Source organism: Candidatus Accumulibacter meliphilus, assembly GCF_036625345.1.
GTDB classification, from domain to species: Bacteria; Pseudomonadota; Gammaproteobacteria; order Burkholderiales; family Rhodocyclaceae; genus Accumulibacter; species Accumulibacter meliphilus.
In genome coordinates this window covers 82,376-104,019 of the sequence record NZ_JAZKTZ010000009.1, presented here as the reverse complement: position 1 = coordinate 104,019, position 21,644 = coordinate 82,376, and the positions used below count along the sequence as shown (strand labels likewise).

The 21,644-nt window shown below is 60.5% G+C and carries 15 protein-coding genes; 6 read left to right on the top strand and 9 right to left on the bottom strand.

Going from position 1 to position 21,644, the window contains the following annotated elements:
- Nucleotides 1-122: 122 nt before the first annotated feature.
- Nucleotides 123-2,381: a YgiQ family radical SAM protein gene (locus V5B40_RS18550; RefSeq protein WP_332355885.1), complete on the top strand. Its 2,259-nt coding sequence runs from the start codon at nt 123-125 to the stop codon at nt 2,379-2,381.
- 59 nt (nt 2,382-2,440) lie between these two features.
- Here the strand turns inward: V5B40_RS18550 and V5B40_RS18545 are convergent, their stop codons facing one another.
- The 6 genes from V5B40_RS18545 to grpE all read right to left on the bottom strand — a co-directional run bounded on the left by V5B40_RS18545 (nt 2,441) and on the right by grpE (nt 11,455).
- Nucleotides 2,441-2,779: a cupin gene (locus V5B40_RS18545; protein WP_332355884.1), complete on the bottom strand. Its 339-nt coding sequence runs from the start codon at nt 2,777-2,779 to the stop codon at nt 2,441-2,443.
- On the bottom strand, nt 2,776-6,183 hold the full coding sequence (locus V5B40_RS18540) for a mechanosensitive ion channel domain-containing protein (RefSeq protein WP_332355883.1): 3,408 nt from the start codon (nt 6,181-6,183) through the stop codon (nt 2,776-2,778). The genes V5B40_RS18545 and V5B40_RS18540 overlap by 4 nt, the downstream gene beginning before the upstream one ends.
- A 546-nt stretch (nt 6,184-6,729) precedes the next feature.
- Nucleotides 6,730-8,508 carry a hypothetical protein gene (locus V5B40_RS18535; RefSeq protein WP_332355882.1) on the bottom strand — a complete coding sequence of 593 codons (1,779 nt, stop codon included), beginning with the start codon at nt 8,506-8,508 and terminating at the stop codon, nt 6,730-6,732.
- A 98-nt stretch (nt 8,509-8,606) separates the two neighbouring features.
- Complete coding sequence (locus V5B40_RS18530) at nt 8,607-9,419, bottom strand: hypothetical protein (RefSeq protein ID WP_332355881.1); 813 nt, start codon at nt 9,417-9,419, stop codon at nt 8,607-8,609.
- A gap of 28 nt (nt 9,420-9,447) precedes the next feature.
- On the bottom strand, nt 9,448-10,980 hold the full coding sequence (locus V5B40_RS18525; protein WP_332355880.1) for an Hsp70 family protein: 1,533 nt from the start codon (nt 10,978-10,980) through the stop codon (nt 9,448-9,450).
- Nucleotides 10,973-11,455, bottom strand: a complete 483-nt coding sequence (gene grpE / locus V5B40_RS18520; protein ID WP_332355878.1) for a nucleotide exchange factor GrpE — start codon at nt 11,453-11,455, stop codon at nt 10,973-10,975. The genes V5B40_RS18525 and grpE overlap by 8 nt, the downstream gene beginning before the upstream one ends.
- A 911-nt stretch (nt 11,456-12,366) precedes the next feature.
- Between grpE and V5B40_RS18515 the strand changes: the two genes are divergently transcribed.
- Nucleotides 12,367-13,047 (top strand): hypothetical protein, encoded by a 681-nt coding sequence (locus tag V5B40_RS18515; protein WP_332355877.1) that lies wholly within the window; start codon nt 12,367-12,369, stop codon nt 13,045-13,047.
- A gap of 338 nt (nt 13,048-13,385) precedes the next feature.
- Nucleotides 13,386-14,858 carry a DASS family sodium-coupled anion symporter gene (locus V5B40_RS18510; RefSeq protein ID WP_332355876.1) on the top strand — a complete coding sequence of 491 codons (1,473 nt, stop codon included), beginning with the start codon at nt 13,386-13,388 and terminating at the stop codon, nt 14,856-14,858.
- Nucleotides 14,859-15,158: 300 nt separating this feature from the next.
- On the opposite strand, the gene V5B40_RS25320 is transcribed toward V5B40_RS18510, so the two are convergent.
- Entirely contained in the window at nt 15,159-15,758 is a 600-nt protein-coding gene (locus V5B40_RS25320; protein ID WP_434735888.1) for a PIN domain-containing protein, read from the bottom strand.
- A 322-nt stretch (nt 15,759-16,080) separates the two neighbouring features.
- On the opposite strand from V5B40_RS25320, the gene V5B40_RS18505 reads away from it, so the two are divergent.
- From V5B40_RS18505 to V5B40_RS18495, 3 genes are read left to right on the top strand one after another with little or no spacing between them, the layout of a single operon-like run.
- Nucleotides 16,081-17,037: a tyrosine-type recombinase/integrase gene (locus tag V5B40_RS18505; protein ID WP_332355869.1), complete on the top strand. Its 957-nt coding sequence runs from the start codon at nt 16,081-16,083 to the stop codon at nt 17,035-17,037.
- Nucleotides 17,034-18,008, top strand: coding sequence for a tyrosine-type recombinase/integrase (locus V5B40_RS18500; protein WP_332355870.1), 975 nt, complete (start codon nt 17,034-17,036; stop codon nt 18,006-18,008). The genes V5B40_RS18505 and V5B40_RS18500 overlap by 4 nt, the downstream gene beginning before the upstream one ends.
- The gene (locus tag V5B40_RS18495; RefSeq protein ID WP_332355871.1) at nt 18,001-19,011 is read left to right on the top strand and encodes a tyrosine-type recombinase/integrase; all 1,011 of its coding nucleotides are present in this window, start codon (nt 18,001-18,003) and stop codon (nt 19,009-19,011) included. The genes V5B40_RS18500 and V5B40_RS18495 overlap by 8 nt, the downstream gene beginning before the upstream one ends.
- A gap of 382 nt (nt 19,012-19,393) precedes the next feature.
- Here V5B40_RS18495 and V5B40_RS18490 read toward each other — a convergent pair whose 3' ends face one another.
- Complete coding sequence (locus tag V5B40_RS18490; protein WP_332355875.1) at nt 19,394-20,497, bottom strand: hypothetical protein; 1,104 nt, start codon at nt 20,495-20,497, stop codon at nt 19,394-19,396.
- Nucleotides 20,478-20,972: a hypothetical protein gene (locus V5B40_RS18485; RefSeq protein WP_332355874.1), complete on the bottom strand. Its 495-nt coding sequence runs from the start codon at nt 20,970-20,972 to the stop codon at nt 20,478-20,480. Before V5B40_RS18485 ends, V5B40_RS18490 begins: the two co-directional genes overlap by 20 nt.
- Nucleotides 20,973-21,644: the final 672 nt, after the last annotated feature.

Below are 21,644 nucleotides of genomic sequence, written 5' to 3'. Positions count from 1 at the left end.
CTCCGAATATCGTATACGATATAAACCTTCGCGTTCAAGCTAGCGGCAGATTCGCCGGATAGCAAGCTGCAGTGCAGCAATACAAGGGTCGACCGGGATCCTTGCTGTAGAATCGCCAGCCCATGAACACTGTCAGCATCGACACCACGCGCAGCGCACCCCGCAATCTCTTCGCCTACCGGAAATTCTGGGCCAGCCGTTTCGGCAGCGCGCCCTTCCTGCCGATGTCGCGGGCCGAAATGGATGAACTCGGCTGGGACTCCTGCGACATCATTCTGGTCACCGGCGACGCCTACATCGACCACCCGAGCTTCGGCATGGCGCTGATCGGGCGCCTGCTCGAAGCGCAGGGCTTTCGCGTCGGCATCATCAGCCAGCCCGACTGGCTGTCGGCCAAGGCTTTCCAGGTACTCGGCAGGCCGAATCTGTTTTTCGGCGTTACTGCCGGCAACATGGATTCGATGGTCAATCGCTACACCGCCGATCGCAAACCGCGCTCCGACGACGCCTACACGGCCAACGCCGAGCCGCACCGGCGCCCGGATCACGCGGTCGTCGTCTACGCGCAACGCTGTCGCGAGGCCTTTCCGGGCGCCAACGTGGTGATCGGCTCGATCGAAGCCAGCCTGCGCCGCATCGCGCACTACGATTACTGGTCGGACAAGGTGCGCCGCTCCGTGCTGCCGGATTCGAAAGCCGATCTGCTGATCTTCGGCAGCGCCGAACGGGCCATCGTCGAGCTGGCGCATCGTCTGGCGGCCGGCGAGAAGATCGCCGACATCCGCGACCTGCGCGGTACCGCCTTCATGGCCCCGCGCGGCTGGTTGCCGGGCAGCGACTGGGCCGAAATCGATTCCCGCGAAGTCGATACCCCGGGGACGCTGATCCGCCATCCCGACCCCTACGCGATGACTCCGGAAAGCGGCAAGGAGGCGCTGTGCGCATCGAAATCAGAAAACTCTGCAGCCTCGGCAAACCCGGCCAGCGCTGCGGAATCAGCCGGCGCCGCCGGACAGCCGCGCACGCAGGTGATCAGGATGCAGTTCCAGTTGCATCAGCGCATGCCCAAGCTCGAGCGCACACGCACCGCCATCCGCCTGCCGTCCTACGAACAGGTGGTCGCCGATCCGGTGCTCTATGCGCATGCCTCGCGGACTTTCCACATCGAATCGAATCCCGGCAATGCGCGGGCGCTGATCCAGGGACATGGTGAACGCGACCTGTGGCTCAATCCGCCGCCGATTCCGCTGAGCACGCCGGAAATGGATGGCGTCTTCGCCTCGCCGTTTCAGCGCCGACCGCACCCCGCGTACGGCGACGCCAAGATTCCGGCTTTCGAGATGATTCGCTTCTCGATCAACATCATGCGCGGCTGCTTCGGCGGCTGCACCTTCTGCTCGATCACCGAGCATGAGGGGCGCATCATCCAGAGCCGCTCCGAGGAATCGATCCTGCACGAGATCGAGGAGATTCGCGACAAGGCGCCCGGCTTTACGGGCATCATTTCCGACCTTGGCGGACCCACCGCCAATATGTACCGCCTGGCCTGCAAGGACGCGAAGATCGAGTCCTCGTGTCGCCGCCTGTCCTGCGTCTTTCCCGGCATCTGTGAAAACCTGAACACCGATCACACGCCGCTGGTGAATCTCTACCGCAAGGCGCGGGCGGTTCCGGGAGTCAAGAAAGTGCTGATCAGTTCGGGTCTGCGCTACGACCTCGCCGTGCGCGATCCGCAGTACGTCAAGGAACTGGTCAGCCATCACGTCGGCGGCTATCTCAAGATCGCGCCCGAGCACACCGAAGACGGGCCCTTGGCGCACATGATGAAGCCGGGCATGGGCTCCTACGAGCAGTTCAAGGCGATGTTCGAGAAATTCTCCAAAGAAGCCGGAAAGCAGCAATACCTGATTCCGTACTTCATCGCCGCGCATCCGGGCACCACCGACCGCGACATGCTGAACCTGGCGCTGTGGCTGAAGCGCAACAAGTTTCGCCTCGACCAGGTGCAGACCTTCCTGCCGACGCCGATGGCCATTGCCACGGCCATGTACCACAGCGAGAAGAACCCGCTGGCCAAAGTGGGCCGGGCATCGGCGACCGTCGAAACCGTTCGCAACGCTCGCCAGCGCCGCCTGCACAAAGCTTTTCTGCGCTATCACGACGCCAACAACTGGCCCTTGCTGCGCGAAGCGCTCAAGCAGATGGGGCGCGCCGACCTGATTGGCAACGGCCACCAGCAGCTGATTCCGAGCTTTCAGCCGCCGGGCACCGGCACGCGGCGCCCGCCGCCGGCGTCCGCCGCGGCGAAAACGGCCCCGCGTGCGCCGGTACGCTCGGCCGTCAGCGCCGTGCCGGCTGGCGCTCGCTCGCGCAAGCGCTGATTCCGGTCGCCGCCGCGACCAGCGCGGCCGGCGATCAGGAACAGGCGTCCCGGATGCGATCAGACGGGGAGGGCAGCCGCTTCGTAGTGGACCGCCAGCCAGATCGTCTCGCGTCCCGGCAGCGTCCATTCAACCCGATGCCGCCGCAAGGGCGCGATGTCGACGAAGTCCCCCGCCTTGAGCTGCTGCGCCAGCGGCTGGTCCGCGAAGCGCAACAGCGCCTCCCCTTGCAGCAGCAGGATCCACTCACCCTGCGCTTGTTCGTACCAGAAACCCGGCGCGCTGGCCTGGCCGGTCGAGACGATACGTTCGATCCGCAGCCCCGGCCGGGCAAGCAGGTCGAGAAACTGCTCGTCGGGCGATGCGCCTGGCGGCAGTTCGGCGAAGATGTTTTTCATCGGGGAGGCTCGATACTGACGCGCAGCGGCCCGTTGGTATCGAGATGCAGGTCGCGCTGCGGGAAGGCGATGACGATGCCGGCTTCGTTGAAGCGGCGGTTGATCGCCCTGTGCAGGGCGGTGACGGTGGACAGGCGGTAGTCGATCGAGTCGATGTAGACGCGCAGATTCAGGTTCAGGGAATTGTCGCCGAAGCCTTCGAAACTCGGTACCGGCGCCGGATCGTCGAGCACATGCTCCTGTTCCTCCGCGATCTCCTTCATGATCGCCATCGCCTGGTCCACGTCGCTACCGTAAGCAACCCCTACCGCGACGATGGAGCGGGTGATCGAGTCCGACAACGACCAGTTGAGCAGGCGACCGGTGATGAACTCCTTGTTCGGCACCACCAGTTCCTTGCGGTCCCAGTTGCGGATGGTGGTGGCGCGAATGCGGATCTTGGTGACCACGCCATCGGTGTCGCCGACGGTGACGATGTCGCCGACCCGAATCGGTCGCTCGAAGAGCAGAATCAGGCCGCTGATGAAGTTGGCGACGATCTCCTGCAGGCCAAAGCCGATGCCGACGCTCAGCGCTGCGACCAGCCACTGCAACTTCGACCATTGCGCGCCGAGGGTATTCAGGACCAGCAGGAGACCGACAGCAATGATTGCATAGCTGCTGATCGTGGTCACCGTGTAGCGGCTTCCCGATGACATTTCGAAGCGCTGCAGAAGAATGATCTCGAGAACGGCCGGCAGACGCTTGACCAGCACCATGCTGCCGATGCCGTAAAGCAGCGCCAGGCCGAGATCGCCGACAGTGATCGGCAGGCGCTTGTCCGCACCGTCAACCGTTACCGTCTGGTACCACAGCGTGACGTCGTCGAAGATGCGCAGCGCCGGCAGCAGGGGCGACCAGATCAGATACAGGGCGACCAGTGCGGCGCTGATGATGGTGACTTTGAGGAGTTCGCGGCTGGCTTCACTCAATGCCGCCAGGTCCACTTCGGGCTCCTCGAATTGCGCGGCGCCGCGCCCCTCATCGTCGCTTTGCGAGTCAGCGCTCTGCCTGGCGGCAAGCGCCGCCCGTTGGCGTTCGCGAGCCGCCGCGTAGGCCAGACGCCGCTGCGCAAGCAAGAGCCAGCGCAGGGCCAGCGCGTGCAGCATCACCAGACCGGCGATGGTCCACAGCGTGTGCAAAAAAAGGTTTGACTCGGTAGCCGCAGAATAGACATAGCCGCCAAGCGCCGACACGGCAGTCAGCACGGGTGCCAGCAAGAGCAGCGGGAAGCAGAGCCGATAGGCAAGAAACAGCATTCCCGCGCGATCATCGCTCGGCAAGTGTGCCAGCACGCCTTTTCCGGGGTGAAACACCCGATAGAGAAAGCGGACGAGTGCGGCAGCGAACGCCAGATAGCTGAGTCGGGCGACGGTATTGCCGCTCTCGCTGGGGTGCAAGGCCATGGCCAGCATGACGATCAGGCCCGCCGGCACATAGATCCAGGTCAGCCGGTCGAGCTCGATCTTCAGCAAGCGCGTCGCGGATTTTGGCCAGCGAAAATGCGCATCGGCCAGTCCACCGGGAATGCACAGCATCGACAAGGCGCGCAGGAAATAGAAATGCACGGCCAGGCGCACGAGGACCGCGCCCACGGCATGCGACTGGTCAGCGCCCTGCTCGGCGACCAGCAACTGCCAGCCCACGGCCCCCAGGAGCAGCGGCGCGGGCGCTGCTGCCAGCAAACTCAGCAGTATGGTGCGCAAGGTATGGCTGAAGCGGTCAGTGGACGGTTTGCCGAGTCGCCCGGCGATTTCCTCGATCGCGGCGATCAGTGCGCGGCGTTTCCACAACAGGGCGAAGACCGCCAGCAGGGCAAGAACGAAGACTGGCGAGCCGCTGACCTGATCCAGGAATACGCCTCCCATGGGCAGCCAGATCGCTGGCGCGAGCAACTCCCGGAAGTGCTCCGGCAGCTGCCTGACATCTTCCAGCCGTGTGCGCTCGCTGGTCCGCAGCCAGAACAAATGCTCGTTCAGGAAGTCGTCATAGGCGTGGCTGACCTCGAGCAGCTTCGCCTCGGCAAGGTCAAGCTCATGCAGCTGACCGAGGAAGAACTCATCGTCCTGCAAGGCCTTTTCCAGCAGGGCGCTGCGCTTGGCCACCAGTGCATGGAGTTGGTAACGCAACAGGGGCGTTTTCTCGACCTCCAGTTGCGCTTCGAGCGCGTCGACGGCTTGCTCGATATCGGCGATCTGTCGTGCTTCCGCGCCATGGCGCAAGCGCCGCACGCCCACTTCGGCGATCTCGTGCTTGCGCGCGCGCGCTTTTCGCGAATAAATCTGGAAGTCGGGCAGAAATTTTCGCTGCCTGATCAGGACCTGGCCCAGCCCCTCGCTCAGCCCGCCGGCATCCAGGGTGCTCTTGGCATCCTTGAAACCCGCCGCAATGCGTGCCGCAAGCTGCTCGGCCTGCGCCTGTTCGCGGTCCAGCGTCTCTAGCCGGACAGCCATGGCGTGCAGATCTTCGGTGATTTCTGCATTCTGCCTGGTCAAATCCACGATCACCGGCAGGGAACCCAGCGCCTCGCGCTGCGCTTCCTCGGCTTCGCGCCGCGCCTGTTCCGCAGCCTGCTGGCGCTTGCGGTTGACCAGTTCGCTCGACAGTTTGATCTGCGTACCGATCCGGTCGACACTGGCCGACTCCTGCTCCAGCTTGGCTTCGAGCAGGCCGACGCGCGCGCGCTGGCTGAGCAGCTCCTGGTCGAGCATCCTGATCTCGGTGCTCAGCGCCACATAGCGCGTTTCCAGAACCCAGCGTCGCGCCTGACTGAGCACCGGTCCTTCGTCGGCAGCAGAGTGGACGCCCAGCGTGGCGATGATTTCCTCCTGTTCCTGCCTGGCTTCGGCGAGACGCTGGCTGATCGTCGCGGGCCGATTCCGTTGATAGGACAGCAGCCTCTCGAAGTCAGCACGACGGGCTTCCATCGCAGCCAGGTCCGCCTGCTCCTTGGCAAGTTGCTGCTCGATCTCCTCAAGTGGCGCGTCGAGGCCGAGCGTCAGCGCTTCCTTCGGGTCACTCTGCCGGGTGGCCGCGATCTGTTCACGGATCTCCTGCGTCTGCACGGGGGCTGTTCGGGTCGCTTCCTCGAAGGCGCTGGCCCGCGCCGTGTTGGCGCTCACCTCTTCCATTTTGCTCACCGCTTGCCGGTAGAGGTCGACCAGCCGGGTCTTGACCTCTGCCTGCACGTCGGTCGCTGTCTCGACCTCCTTGATCTTGGCTTCGAGAACCCCTGTCGTCACGGATAGCGAGGGTAGCGCTGTCGACGAGCTATTTGCCGTAACGTCGAGTGGCTTGGGGCTTGCCGCCAGGCACAGACCCGTGGCGAAAATCAAAGGCAGGAAGAAGTGTTTTATGTTGAGCATGATTCGCAGAGGCAAGGAGCGAGTGGTCAGAGCGGTCGCTTGATCAGGGTGAAAAGTGGCATCGGACGGTTCCCGGCGCCAGCCAGTATACTGGTCCGGGTGTTTTTCATTGCCGAGCAATGAACGTGCCAACAACAGCTATGACGATAGCACTCACTCAAGCGAAGTTGTTCGCAGCAATGGCCGCGCCGCGAGCAATGCCATCAGGCGCCAGCGCGGGGCAGAGCGATTGCAGCATGATCCGGAGCGACGAAGGCAGGTGTCGCGCCGTCGGCCTAGATCGTTCAGCAAGCGCCGGAACTCCGGGTTGTCCCGCAATAGCTGCCCCGGCGCATCAGTTACCATTCAGACGCAACGGATCGCCAGGAAGGCAAATCAAGTCGACCCTGAGCCGTTTGAATGCTTTGATCAAAATCACCGCCACGCAACATATTTCCCAAAGGGTACGAAGCACCGACCCGTTTGCGTAACAATTCCCTTCTGGCAAGGTTTGCGGCCCGAAATAGTGGCACTGACCCCTACGCTCGCCACGGCTACCCACAGCCGTCACCGCTGCGCGAAGAAACGCTGGACGACGCCGGCGAATTGTCCATCGTCCCAGCCACGTTCGCCATAGGGATGGCAGCGCCGCTTGGCAATATTGGGGAAGAGTCGTGTCTCCGTTCCCGCCAAACCAATGAGCAGGCTGTTCTTGCCGAGCAGATCGGCGAGGCCCAATTCGAGGCAGACATTGGGGTTGAAGCCGGTGAGGTCCACCAGGACGTGGCTCGCCTGTCCCGTCTCCTCCCAGATCGAGTGGATGATCTCCTGGCGCACGGCGACATCACCGCGAATGGTATCCACGCCGATGCGGGTACCTTCGTCGGCAATAGCCCGGTAGGTCCGCTGTGTGGCTTCCAGCTCTTGGGCGAAGGGCATGACGATGAAGCAACGCGGTCGCCCCCCTTGCGTATAGCCGATCGGCCAGCGCGGCGTCACGAGAACGAAGGGGCTGCCACTCAATGCGCTATTGAAGTTGTTGAGCGCTGCGCGGTACTGGATCGGGTCGGCAAGGGCCTTGCGCAGGAGTTGTAGAGCGATGCGCAGGCGCGAGTCGGAGGCCGCCGCCGGCTGCGCCGATTGCTCGGCAAAGACCAGGGTGGCCTCAAGGCAGGAGCCTTGACCGCCCATGACCTGCACACCGTACATCGCCTCATCGATATGCTGGTCGAAGAAGGCGGCTGCCACGTTGCCATCGTCGTAGTAACAAACGTTTTGCGCAATATCGAACGGCGCCGCAGTTCCAGCGCGCGCGACGAGCAGGATCTCGGTGCCCAGCCCGAGAGCAACCCCTATCTCGTAAAACACCTGCGGGTCGCGCTCCGAGATGTCAAATATGGCGAGGTTGGCGCGCGCCAAGTCGATCCAGCGCGCCTCGGCGATATCGGCGCCGGCTCTGGGGCGGGCGTTGAAGAGCAGCCGGCGGCGCGCAGCGTAGTGCGCCAGGGTGCTGCCGACAGCGGCGGGGCCGGAGAAGAACAGCGTGTTTGGATCGACCACGATCCCACGCTGCGACCACACCGGACGCGCCAGGCCAAGATGCTCGCGGCGCGCATACCGCCGCACCTCATTGGCGAGCGTGCGGGCACGATCCGCCTCCAGCCGGATCAGCGCGTCCTCATCGCCAGCGCTGGCGTGCACATCCGTGACCAAGCGGCCGAGCCGAACCATCAGATCCCACGCGGTGCCTGGCTTGCCCAGGCCCAGGTCTGCATGCATGGGCATCGCATCGGCCATGACGAAAGCCTTGAGTTCTTGCACCTGCGCCAGTACCCGTGCCGCACGCGATCCGGCCGGCGGCGCCGGCCCGGCCAGAGTCGGGTCCTTGGTACGCGATAGCATTTCGGTGAACAGCCTGTCCATTTCGCCCCGGAGGGTGACGTTCTCGAGCAAATCCTCGCGCAGCGCGGCGAGCCGCGTCTCATCGTCGAGACCTTCGGTGCTGCGCGCCGGCTCGGTGCCGCGCTTCACGCTCGCCTCAAGGCGCGGCATGAACTGCTCGATGCCGGCGCGGCGCACCGGATCCATGTCGCACTTGCCGTGCTCGACTTCGCCCTGCAGCTGCGCGAACAGCGCTGCGATATCGCTCCGGCCGCTCGGATCGAGCGCGTTCGCTTTGCCGCTTGCCGCCTCGGCCTCCGCGAGCGCGCGGACATCCCCGGCGCTGCCCAGATCGTCCCATGCCATTGCCGCATCCCACCAGGTACGGGCTCGTTCGATGGCGTCGCCGCGAAGGCCGTCAGCTTCGCGCGCGAGGTTGCTCAGCTCGTACGCGACGGCCTGCATTTCGCGCAGGAACTCCGCTCCGCTGCGCTGCGGCCAGCGCTCTAACGCGGCCACATGGCGCGCGCGCAAGCGCTCGCGATGGTGTAGTTGGGTACGGGTCAAAGGACGCGGTGGAGCTGCACGCTGGTCATCTGGCCGGTGACATGGTTCGAGATCTGTCCCTGCATCAGGCGGCCGCCGTTGAAGACCTGGTAGGTGGCGACACCGTGAGTAGGGATCGGGCCCCACGCTGTCGGGATCGGCACCGTCTGAAATTGCACTTGCAGGATGTTGCCATCGAAGCCGCCATTGCTGTCGGCTATGAATCGGCCGAACTGATCCCACGCTTGGATGCGCACACGGTTTCCGTCGTGCGCGATGCGGAACAGAAAGCCGTCAGGGCTCCGCCAATCTCCAGAGAGGTCGAGCGCCGCCGGCGCAGCCGCCTGTTTGCTCGCGGCCCACGCTGCGAGACCTTTGATGAGCAGATCGCCCCATCCCGGCGCCGCTTGGTTCTTTGCCTCCTGTGCCACGCGCTCGGCCTCCTCGGCGCGCTGGCGCTGCGCTTCCAGCGCACCCTCGAGCTCCCGCCGCCGTGCGGCTTCGCGCCGCGATTCCTCCTCCGCTTTGTGCGTTCTGCGCTGGGCTTCCGCGGCGCGCCGCTCGGCCTGTGCCGATGCCTTGCCGGACTGGGACGCATCGCCTTTTTCCTCCGCCCGTAACACCTCGATGTATTCTTGGTAGTTCGCCTCGCTGCTAAACACCTCCTGTGCCTGGTCGAGCAGGGCCTGCTCGAGGCGCGCGCTGCTGGAATGCTGATTGCGTACATCTCTGTGGCGCTTTTTCAAGCGCGCATAGTTTTCTTCGCGCGACTTGCTGCGCTCGATGCAATGACCGAGTTCGCGAAAGAAGTCGGGATAACGGCGCGCCATGATCGACTCCTTGCGCCTTGTGTATCGGTCAGCTCACCTTGAGCGCGTCCACCCGCTCGGCGCTTTGCTGGATCTGCCGCTTCGACATCAAGGCCGGACACTGCAACTCGCTCCTGATCTCACGCCCGGAGCCCAATTCCTTGGCGTGGAGCCGAACGATGCCCGAGCTGTCGTAACCCAGTGTCACCTCGATCTTCGGCTCGCCCTTGGGCAGGGCCGGTATGCCTTCAAGAACCGCCTCGCCGACCTTGATGCATTCCGCCGGCTCCAGGTCCTCGCCCTGGATGACCTGGAGCCGCACCGAAGTCTGGTTGTCATCGGCCGTCGTATACCCGCCCCGGGTCTTCTCGGTGGGTATCTCGGTATCCTTTTCGATGATGGTGGAATTGACATCCTTGTGCTCGTGGTCGAGGGTAATAACGCCCAGGGCATGGGCGGTGACGTTGCGCAAGCTCACCTGCTTCAGCGCTTGCCCCTTTGCATTGCGCACGGTGACGCCGCTCAGGTTCGCCGCATAGATCGCCGCCCCCAGTGCCACCATCTCGTCCGGGTTGATCCCCACCTCCGGTGTCTTCCCGGTGAGCTGCTGCAGCATCTCGCGCACCATCGGGATGCGCGTCGAGCCCCCGACCAGTAGCACCCTGTCGATGTCGCGCCAACCAAGCTTGGCAGCCGCCAGCGCCTCCTCGCTGAGGTCTTTTGTTTTTTCGATGTGATGCTTGATCAATTTCTCGAAGTCGCGGCGCTCGAGAGTAAGATCCAGCACCTTGCCCGCAGCCGAAAGGCTAACGTCCACCTGCGAATCGGCGGACAGGTCGATCTTGGCCAATTCGGCTGCATCGCAAAACGCCTGGTCGGTCTTCAGATCCCCGACTTTTTTCAAGTCGACTCCATGTTTGCTTTCGAACTGCCGGACGAAATAGGCGCTCAGGTCTGCGTCGAAATCGCCTCCGCCCAGGAAACGATCACCGCCCGACGTAAGCACCCGCAGCGCCTCTGGGCCGATGACATTCATGATCGTGACATCGAATGTGCCACCGCCCAGATCGTAGACAAAGATGTTCTTGTCGGCTTCGCCCTTCCCAAGCCCGTAAGCGAGCGCCGCCGCGGTCGGTTCGTTGATGATGTCGAGCACCTTGAGCCCGGCGATTTCCCCCGCCTGGCGCGTGCGGTTTCGTTCCAGGTCGGCAAAGTAGGCCGGCACGGTGATCACCGCCTCGGTGACTTCGGTGCCCAGTGCCTGCTCGGCGTCCTGCTTCAGTTTTTTCAGGATCAGCGCCGACAACTCTTCCGGGCGGTGTTGCCGTTCATCTTCATCGATGAAGACGAAATCCGGATCGCACATGCGGCGCTTGATGAACTGGAACACGTTGTGCGGCTTGGCGATTGCCGCGCGTTTTGCGCGCTCACCGACCACGCGCTCCGCGCCGCGCACCAGCACCGCAGAGGGCGTCAGGGTCTTGCCCTCGCGGTTGGCGATCATCTGCGGTCGCCCCATGGCATCGACGATCGCCGTGGCGGACATGGTCGTTCCCAAGTCGATCCCTATCGCTTTACCCATTGTCTTGACCCTCCTCGACACCATTGAACCTTCCTACGACCACGCACTCGGGCCGCAGCAGGCGCCCGCGATGACGAAAGCCGCGGCTCACCACCGTCAGCACCTTCTGATCGTCTTCGCGCCGCGGCACGGCGGCAACGTCGACTGCTTCCTGAACCATTTCATCAAACGAACCGGGCCCGTCGTCGATGATCGACACTTCCTGCCGTCGTAACGCCTGGAGTATCTCGCTGCGAAAGCTGCGCACCTGATCCAGAATATCTTCGCGCTGCAGGTGCGCGACACTGTCTTCCTCGACGAGCGCGTCGACTCGGTCGAAAAGGCGAATGAGGTCTGTGAACACGCGCCGGGTGATATTAGCGAAGACGAAGTCGTCGCGATAATTCGCCAAGTCACGGTAGAGTTTCTCGAACAAATCGCCTTTCGTGACGTCATCGCGAATCTTCTCCTCAAACACCCGGTGCAACTCGGCCAACTGAGCATTGACGGCAGCGCACCATGGGGCGAGGGCATCGCGCGTTCTCTCCGCAGAAGGCGCATCAGCGGGCGTATCAAAGTGCGAAGTATCGTCGGACATAGTGTCTGCGTTGCACAGTCAGAAACAACGTAATAGGTCCGCCACAACGGCGGCGACGGCTACGCGCCCAGAGCTGGTCGCAATTACTAACACCAACACGGCAGGCTGGGGGCCGCCTCTGTTGTAAGCAACTAGCTTTTCCATTTCGTGCCGCCTCCGAATCGCGTCGTATGCAAGGCGTGGCCCTGACGCTGCGGCCAAATGCCGGATACCCGGAGTTGCGTTTCCGAACCGGACTCCGCCGACATCGAAGTCCTATCCCTCTGCTGCTGTACTTGGCGGCTGCGCAGCCTACTTGTTAGCGACAGCCGCCTTTTTTTCTGCCGCGCTGCCTTCTTCTAGCGAACCACGATTCCATAATAGACAACGAGCATCGATATGTCTTGGAAATTGCGATCACCGGGAACCTTTGCCGGTGATCGATTTAGGCACCCCAGATGGTCACAGAACGGACTTTAAAGCTGCCACTCAGGTCGCCACATTGCCTTGGTGTAACGAACGCTCGCTTCCGCCGTATCGGTTCTTGCCGCGAATGGCAGCTCTGACAAATCGCGACCGACAGCTCAGGGTCGTGAACAATCTGTAAAATTTCATTGGTCATACAATGGCGATCGGGGGAACGGGATTCTCAGCGATCGATGGGCGACTGCCTGCCTTTAGCCGGACCTCCAAGCTTGCTCTGCAGTTCGCTTCGGCGCATGATCACGACGCCACAAACTCAAGCTGGAGGAGAGGTTCGTCGCCGAAGCCGTTGAGCGGAGCACGGTCGTCTCTTTCCATCAACTGGCTGGAACCAAAAGGAGGGCGGGATGCAACACATGATGAGAATGGCGGGGCTGGCTGCGGCCGGCGCGATCAGCGTGGCCGGGTGCGCAAGCATGCAGCCGGGGCCCAAGGACATGACGTTCTTTGTGACCAGTGTCGGCTCTGGCAAAGGCGGCGACCTGGGGGGGCTGGACGGAGCCGACCAGCACTGCCAATCGCTGGCGCGGGCGGCAGGTGCCGGTGATCGCACCTGGCATGCCTACCTGAGCACCCAGGCAGCGAAGTTGACCGATACGAACTTCGTGAATGCGCGCGACAGAATCGGTGCAGGCCCCTGGCAGAATGCCAAGGGCGAGGTGATTGCGCGCAGTGTCGACGACTTGCACTCAGCGAACAGCCAGCTGACGAAGCTGACAGCACTGGACGAAAAGGGACAAGCCGTAAATAGTGGCACGGAGAAACCTAACAAGCACGACATGCTGACCGGTTCGCGACCTGACGGAACGGCCTTTCCGGGCGCCCCATTTCCCGACATGACCTGCAGCAACTGGACCAACAGCGGACCCAATGGCGCCGCGATGACCGGTCATTTCGACCGTGCTGGTCCCCTCGATGCCTCTTGGGCCATGTCCTGGAATTCGGCGCACCCGACACTTGGCTGTAGTCAGGAGAAAGTGCGTCCCACGGGTGGCGACGGACTATTTTATTGCTTTGCAACGAAATGAGCCCTTGACTCCATGACTCCATGACTCGCTAGCGATGGGACCGAAGGCGCGGGTTTTGGGGTCAGGTGTTTCCCGGAGGTTTTTGGGGTCAGGTCTTTTGCCGTGCCTTTGGCAAACGTCAAGACCTGACCGTTCGCAGTAAAACATCGCCAGCCAGTGACAACGATTCCATAAAGCTCCATTAATGCGAAGCGAGCGGCTGACGACTCCGGGCTGCCAATCAATTGGATTGGAATTTAGTAATTTGGCAAGGGCCAACGTTTCCTGTTTTTCATGTGGATTATGTAGAGTAAAACTGTAGTTCCGGCGCAGCCTGACCAACTGATGATGGACACGCGATGAACAAGCTCACCTTTCCCAAACCCCTCCCGAGTGCCATTTCGCTTGGACTTGCGCTGCTGATCTGGTTCATCATTCCCGTGCCTGCCAAGGTCACACCTGAAGCCTGGCACCTGCTTGCGCTGTTTACCGGGACGATTGCGGCCATCATCGGCAAGGCGCTTCCGATCGGTGCGGTATCGATCATAGCCATCGCCCTGGTTGCCATCACGGAGGTCACCCGTCCGGGCAAGCCCGGGGGTGCGATTGTTGACGCCTTGAGCGGCTTTGCCAATCCGCTGATCTGGCTGATCGCCATCGCCGTGATGATTGCCATTGCGCTGACCAAGACCGGGCTGGGCGCACGGATCGGTTATTACTTCATTGCGCTGTTCGGCAAGAAGACAGTCGGCATCGCCTATGGGCTGGCGCTGTCCGAATTGGTCATTGCACCGGTCACGCCAAGCAACACAGCGCGCGGCGGCGCCATCATTCACCCCCTCATGCGTTCGATTGCGGACGGCTTCGGCTCCAGCCCTGAATTGGGCACGCAAAACAAGATGGGGCGCTATCTGGCACTGGTCAACTACAACACCAATCCAATCACCTCGGCCATGTTCATCACGGCCACTGCACCCAATCCGCTGATCGTGGACCTGATTGCCAAGGCCACGAACTCCGCCATCTCGATCACCTGGGGACAGTGGGCGCTGGCTGCACTGCTGCCCGGGCTGTGCATGCTGATGCTGATGCCGTTGGTGCTCTATTTCATGTTCCCGCCCGAGATCAAGAATACGCCCGATGCCAAAGGTATGGCCGAAGCGCAACTGACCAAGCTGGGCCCGATGAAGGCGTCCGAGGTCGTCACGCTGGGTGTTCTGGCGCTGATGCTGCTCATGTGGGCCGGCGTTCCCGCGATATTCCTCGGCCCGGAGGCGGACCTCAACGCGACGACTATGGCCATGGTCGGCCTGTCCTTGCTACTGGTGACGGGCGTGCTGGAATGGGAGGACATCCTCAAGGCCAAGAGTGCCTGGGACACCCTGATCTGGTTCGCTGCGCTGGTGATGATGGCCACGTTCCTGGGCAAACTCGGGCTGATCACCTGGTTCTCGCTGTCAATCCAGGATGGCATCAATCACATGGGCCTGGGCTGGATCAGCGCGACCGTGATCCTGGTGCTGATCTATTTCTACTCCCACTATTTCTTTGCCAGCACCACGGCCCACATTACCGCCATGTTTGGTGCATTTTTCGCCGCCGGCGTGGCCTTGGGCGCGCCGCCCATGCTACTGGCGCTGCTGCTCGCCTTTTCGTCATCGCTGATGATGTCGCTGACCCATTACGGCACCGGCACGGCGCCGATCATTTTCGGCTCGGGCTACACTACGCTCAACGAATGGTGGGCAGCCGGCGCCGTGATGAGCGTGGTCAACCTGCTGGTTCTGGTGGTGGTGGGCAGCGTCTGGTGGAAGTTGCTGGGATATATTTGATCAAGCGACGTGCGGCCCTCGGGGTCTTTCCATTTGCCTCTGATAGAGTAATAGGGTAATAGGAGTCAGACGCCTATTACTCTTGCGACCGTCTCTTCACGATCCATTGCCGACCACCGGCGCGAGGGAAAGCAGACGTTGGAAGTGGTGCGCCTACAGACTAGACACGCAGCTATGTTCCATGTCTGGCTATGCAGTTGCGACACATTCATTCTCCATCATCAAAGATACCCCAGTCATGTCCTCTCTCCGGTGGCACCAAGCACACCACCCAAAGATAGTCGTGCCAAAACAGGTGGGTTATCTTCGGCTCCGCATAACATAACCAATCTTTTTTGGTGGTGGGCAGGTTGGGTCTGGGGGCTGTGAAAAACAACCGCAGTTTGAGCACCAGCGACCACCGTTATGTTCAATCGTGCTTTCTTTTCGACAGCGCCCGCATAGGACTGCATCCGGTGTTGGCGTATGGGCGTCTTGATCGGGAACGTGTTCGGTGGAGCAAGTGACGGTCTCCGAGACTCGTGCCTGAGTGCTACCCTGAGGAACGAGTTCTGTGATGCATGTGACTCTCCTGCATTGCAACCCATTCTTGTTCAAGTGAGAAAGCAGAGGATCGAAACCCTTGTCTTTTGAGAGAACGAAACACTTTGTTGTTGGCGCAATCTCAATCGTTCGCCCAAGCTCAAAAGCGATGTGAAAATCCAGTGCATTCTTCCCAGAGCCGTCGATTTTCTGAAAGTCGACGCGTGCAAAACGGTGTTCAGTTGTTTTCTTCGTTGATGCTTTAGGTCGATTTTGCTTGGCTCCTACAAAGATAATCGCGCGAAACGAATCGTCAAGAATTGAGAGGTCTATTCGCGAGATGTTCTCGTAGTCAACAAGGATAAGTTTTTTATTCATTAGGGTAGTAAGTAAGCGTTTCGTCGGTTGCTACGTTTAACGACCGCGTTGAACCCCCTTGACTCTCCATGCTGACAGATCGCAATCAGGAATACATGACGATACATAGCACAGCAGGCGGAGTGTTCTGCCGTCGGCTTCCGACCCTTATGGAAAGCTTTCCATAAGGGTCGTTATGCAAAGTCGTCGATTATGGAAAGTAGCTGTCGCGATGGCCGTTCAGGCCTAGGCAGGACGGGCAGCCAGCGGCAGTAGCTCGGCGACGAGGTAGACATAATTTCTCCAGTCTCCTGAAGTGGTAGCTCCACTTCAGGAGACTGCCATGAACACCAAGACACCCCAGGCCGCGTCGATCGAACAGGTCGACGCCGCATCCACCGATCACATCGAAGAAGAACTGCGGCGCTACGACGCGTACCTGCGCGACCTGCGTGGGCTGTCACCGGGTAGCCGACGGCACGGCTTGCGTATTGCAGGCCGGCTACTGCGCCAGAAATTTGGTAACGGCGTCGTTGATTTCGCCCGACTGCGTCCAGCCGATGTCCGACAGTTTCTTGCAGACCAACTGGATGCTCGCCGAACGCCCTCCAATGCAACCACTTTGGCCTCGGGGCTGCGGAGCTATCTCCGGTATCGAAGCGCTTGCGGAGACTCCGTCAAAGCATTGACGGCGGTCATTTCATTGCCGGCGCATTGGCGGCTGGCAACTTTGCCACACGCGCTGACGGTGGAAGAGGTTGAGCAGTTCCTGAATTCCATCAGGCTCGCCCGACGGTGGCCGAAACGCGGTTATGCGATTGCTCGTTGTGCCCTCGACTTGGGCTTGCGGGCCGGAGAAATTGCGCGCCTATCGATCAGTGACATTGACTGGCGCGCCGGTACGGTGACGCTGAGGGGTACGAAGTCATTTCGGCAGGATACTTTGCCCTTGCCGGTCGAGACCGGGCAGGCACTTGCGGACTATCTACAGCACGAGCGACCGCCAACTTCCAACCCTGCCATCTTCGTTCGCCGATTGGGGGCGCGCGATCAACCCATCACATCGCAGGCGATCCAGAAAGTGATCACGCGCGCCTGTCGACGCAGCGGCCTACCGCATTCTGGATCGCATGCCCTGCGCCATACCTTGGCGTGCCGCCTCGTGGAGCACGGTAGCTCCCTCAAGGAGGTCGCCGACCTTCTGCGCCATCGTTCGCTGAACACGACGCTCATCTACGCCAAGCTCGACACGCCGATGCTCTCAACGGTACCGCTGCCGTGGCCTGGGAGTAAATCATGAGCGCGCGAATCGGCTTGCAGACAAGAGTTGACGGCTATCTGGCCGAACGCCATCGGCTTGGTTTCGAGCTGCACTCGCAGGACACGCTCCTGGCCGACTTTGCGAAGTTCGTTGCTGATCGGCATCACCACGGCCCCCTGACCGTCGAGTTGATGGTCGATTGGGTGCGAAAGGGCAAAGGGGGGCTTGGGACACCGGAAACCTGGTATCGGCGGATGGCGATACTGCGTCGTTTCGTTCGCTACCTGCAGCAATTCGAGCCGCAAACCGAGATCCCCGAGGAGTCGATCTTTGGCCCTGAACCCGGTCGCGTGGCGCCGCACATCTACCGCGAGGAGGAGATCGTCGATCTGTTGGCAGCCGCCCACAAACTCGGGCCACGCTGGAGCTTACGTCCGGCGAGCTTTGAAACCTTGTTTGGCCTGATGGCCTCAACGGGGCTACGTGTTTCCGAAGCCATTCACCTGCGTGATGCCGACGTCGATCTCAAACGTGGGATGCTGATCGTGCGGCAGACCAAGTTTGCCAAGTCACGTCAGTTGCCCTTGCCTCCGAGTACCGTAGAAGCGCTCGCGCGCTACCGGCAGCAGCGTATCCGCCACGTACCGACAACGGCCGACACCCCGTTCTTCATTAGTAGTCGGGGTCGGCGGCTGGGACAGCCGCTCGGTGATCGACAGGTCCATCGTGTCTTCAATGCGCTACGGGATAGTCTCGACTGGGTCAATCGGGGTGCGCATGCCGGGCCGCGTCTTCATGATCTACGCCATACCTTTGCCGTCAGGCGCTTGGTGCGTTGGCATAGCGAAGGCACCGATGTCGACCAGATGATGCTGGCCTTGTCGACCTACCTGGGCCACACCAAGATCTCGCATACGTACTGGTATCTCTCGGCGGTGCCAGAACTGATGGCACTGGCCGGCGGCAAGTTCGAGCGCTTCGTCGATCTCGCAGGAGCCGACGATGAGTAAGCCCGCCACACCGCCGTCATTCGCCACGCTCGTGCAGGCCTACTTCGCCGACTACCTCACCCAGCAGCGGGCGCTCAGCCCACAGACCGTCGCTGCCTACCGCGATGCCTTTGTGCTCTTCCTGGCGTTCGCTCAGTGCCGATTGGGCAAGTCGCCCACCACCATGACGCTCGCGGACATGACGCCCGAGCTGATCACGGCGTTTCTCAACCATCTTGAACAGCAGCGCCACAACTGCGTGCGCAGTCGTAACGCGCGCTTGGCTGCGCTTCGCTCATTCCTCAAGTTTGCTGGCCACCGGGATGTGTCGTCGCTGCGAATCGTCGAGCGCGCGCTCGGCATACCGGTGAAGCGCTTCGAGCGGCCGATGTTCGGTTACCTGTCCCGCGAGGAGATGCTCGCCGTGATCGACGCGCCGGATGGAACCTGGATCGGTCAGCGTGACCATGTGCTCTTCCTGATGCTTTACAACACGGGTGCGCGCGTGTCCGAGATCATCGGAGTCAAGGTCGGTGAGGTGGTTGTGGAGGATCGTGCAGCTTGCGTACATCTGCACGGCAAGGGCCGCAAGCAGCGCAGCGTTCCGCTCTGGCGCTCGACGGTCAGGGCGATCCGAGCTTGGCGGAAGCAAAATCCTCAGTTCGAGGCAGCTTCGCCGTTGCTGCCCAACCGAAACGGACAGGCGATGACGCGTGCCAACGTCTCCCTCCGATTGGCCTTGGCGGTGCAAACCGCGACCACTGCCTACCCTGATTTGGCAAAACGCAAGGTCTCGCCCCACGTGATTCGCCACACCACGGCAATGCACCTGTTGCAGGCCGGCGTCGACATCAGCGTGATCGCGCTTTGGCTCGGGCACGAGAGCCCAGTGACCACTCACCAGTACGTCGAGGCCGATCTCGCCATGAAGGAAAGGGCACTGGCCAGACTCCGCGAACCGGACGCTAAAATCCAGCGCTACCGGGCTCCTGACACCCTGATCCACTTCCTGAAGACCTTGTGATTATGGAAACCCCGCAGCGCACGCTTGCCGCTGCTCACCAGCGATCGGTGCGCGCTGCAATCAGCGACTTTCCATAATCGACGACTTTGCATAACGACCCTGAGCTGCCTGATGACGTTTGCAAGCGCTACGTCAGCTTACTGATCCTCAAGCTGCCGCTCGGTGAAGACTAACTCTTGGCGGCAGTTCGGCCAGGCCAGAGCGGTCTGTCGCCCGCCGCGGGCAATAGGGGTCGCGGGCAATAGGGGTCAGACCCCTATTACCCGCGGTGGTGTAAGAGGGCGACGGGGTTAACTCCGTCCCCACTCGATTCGCTCCGTGGAAAAACGCTACTCACCCTTTCGACCCTGAGTCGATCCCCGGCGCGAAGGAAAGCAGCCATTCAACGGTGAGTTGAGCTGACCTTGACGGCGACCGACCGGAGCGGCAGCGCAGGGAGGGAGCGGTCAAAGGTCGGCTCCAACGATTTGTTATCTTGATCTCCCTGCTCTATGCCTATGTCTATGTTAGTGGATGCGGACGAAAAGTTACTAGATACGCAACTCGCATGCGATTCAAGGCGGGCTTGCAGTAGCCCATCATCGTCCCCAATCCTTGACTCAAACGACTTACCACCCCAATCGACTTTCTCTCGAACGTAGGCTCTCCCTTCATCATCTAACGTCGCGTACTTTGCAGTGAAGAGTCGCAAAAACTCGCACGCTTGTTTGTATTGTGTCGCTTCAGTGTGGAACCGGGTGAACTTGAAGAGGTTCCAATCTGTGTATTTGGCGGCCTTTATATCTAGTGATACCTTCTCGATCCTTCCGGCTCCAAAAAAATCCACCCAAGCTCGCCTCCATTTATCGTAGTCAGCACCACTTGGGTCGTTCGCATACCCTAAATAAATCTCCAACTGGTTGACTGCCACCATGTCAACAGCAAACGCATCGTAATATTCAGGAAAAGTTGCAAGTTGATAGCTGCTTTTGAACCACAAATATGCGGATGCGATAGCAAGGTTGTAGTTCAATGGACTTTGCGCTCGACCGTGCAACCAGCGAGACTTCAAGTAAACCTCAATTGGCTTTTTCCCTGATATCGCCAACTGATTTAAAGCAGTAATTGTGTTCAGGGCCACGTCCGGTCGATCCAAGTATGTATAGAGCTTAACTTCGCGGTCTTGAAATAGACTTGGAACTTGTATGTTCAAAGACTCGATCTCTTCTCCGTTGCCCGCATCGCGAATCTGGATTAGTAAATTTTCGACAGGGATCGTAAGCGAGGATGAAGATATTGCTACCTGATGCCAATTGCTGGAGCCCGTGTCTTTCAGTTGCCAAGAATTCTGCCCTTCATCGAAGGCAGTAATTTCGACCGGGCCAGATGCGGCGACAGCCTTTACCTTTAAGGTCAATTGATATGGATGAGCAAGGATAGGTGCAAGGGAAAGCACGGTGAATGCGAATGCGACCAACTGCCACTTATCAAACTTGTGTCGGAGCATGATCAGATTCCTTTTCTTTTGATGCGGATATTCCGAGCGTAACCGTTAGGGACGTAATAAGTGCATCGTGCATATTTCGAGCAAAATGCAGAATGTCCGAAGCAGAAATACCCCTTGAATTAAGTAATAACGCGGCAGCATCATCAGTGAGATCAATCTGCAATAGGGTAGCGATTCCTAAGCTTGCAATGAAGATTAGCGACAGTAGCACGGTGGGCCAAGAAGTAATATTTCTAAGCATGCTGCCGGAAGTCAGCCCTACCAGCAGTGGCATAATTATCCGGAGGAAGAGTTCTTGATTGTTCGCGTCCGTTGAGACGAACTTAAGAACTGAATCGACAAAAGCAAACCTACTTTCAAAGCCGCCTAGGACGGTGCCACCTATATAAATAATATAAAGGGGGCCGAGATACAGACCTAGTAATGCGACCAAGAATAGGAGTATCGGGCCGTTCTCATTTTGTTGTTTTGCCATTCGTTCCTCCCGCAGCAAAATCGGGGGTGCTGGATGGATATAAACGCTCAGGCTTGTTATGAATATATTAGTGCGCTGATTCGCGCTCGAACAAGCCAACTTCTAAGTTAACGTCCTGACGTGAAACATCGTGGGGAGCTATGTTTAACGTCAGCGGGCATATCATCATAGCCACGTCCCTGCGGATGGATGAGCTGCAGATTCGCCTCTACCGGCCGGCATTTGCGGCCCTGCTGTTCGTCTCTCTGGATGAACTGGTAGGCCAATAGAGATTTTCGATCGAACGGCCACCATGGGGATAGCTTCCGCACCGGCCGTTCCTGGCCGAAAGACGCCGCTCGGTGATTGTACTACAAAGCGGTCATCGACAAGCAATCGGGAGTAACGGGCGGCCGTCCGGCCCGGTCAATTTGGAATCGTTGGAGCCAGCAGATGGTACTTGGCTACTCCACTCGCCGCGGCGGCCGGCCAAATGAGGATCGCCCGATTAATCGGGCAATGGCGGGGAGGCGGCATGGCGATAGCTCTTGTGACGCGACCCTATCGGCGCTCGTGCGGCGCTGGTCCTTGACGATTTCACGAATCGAAGAACGACGCTTGCCGGTCGCCGTCTGCTCGGCGGATGGCGTTGCCGGTGACTTCGTCAGACGCCTGCCGACCGAGCGCGGGGCT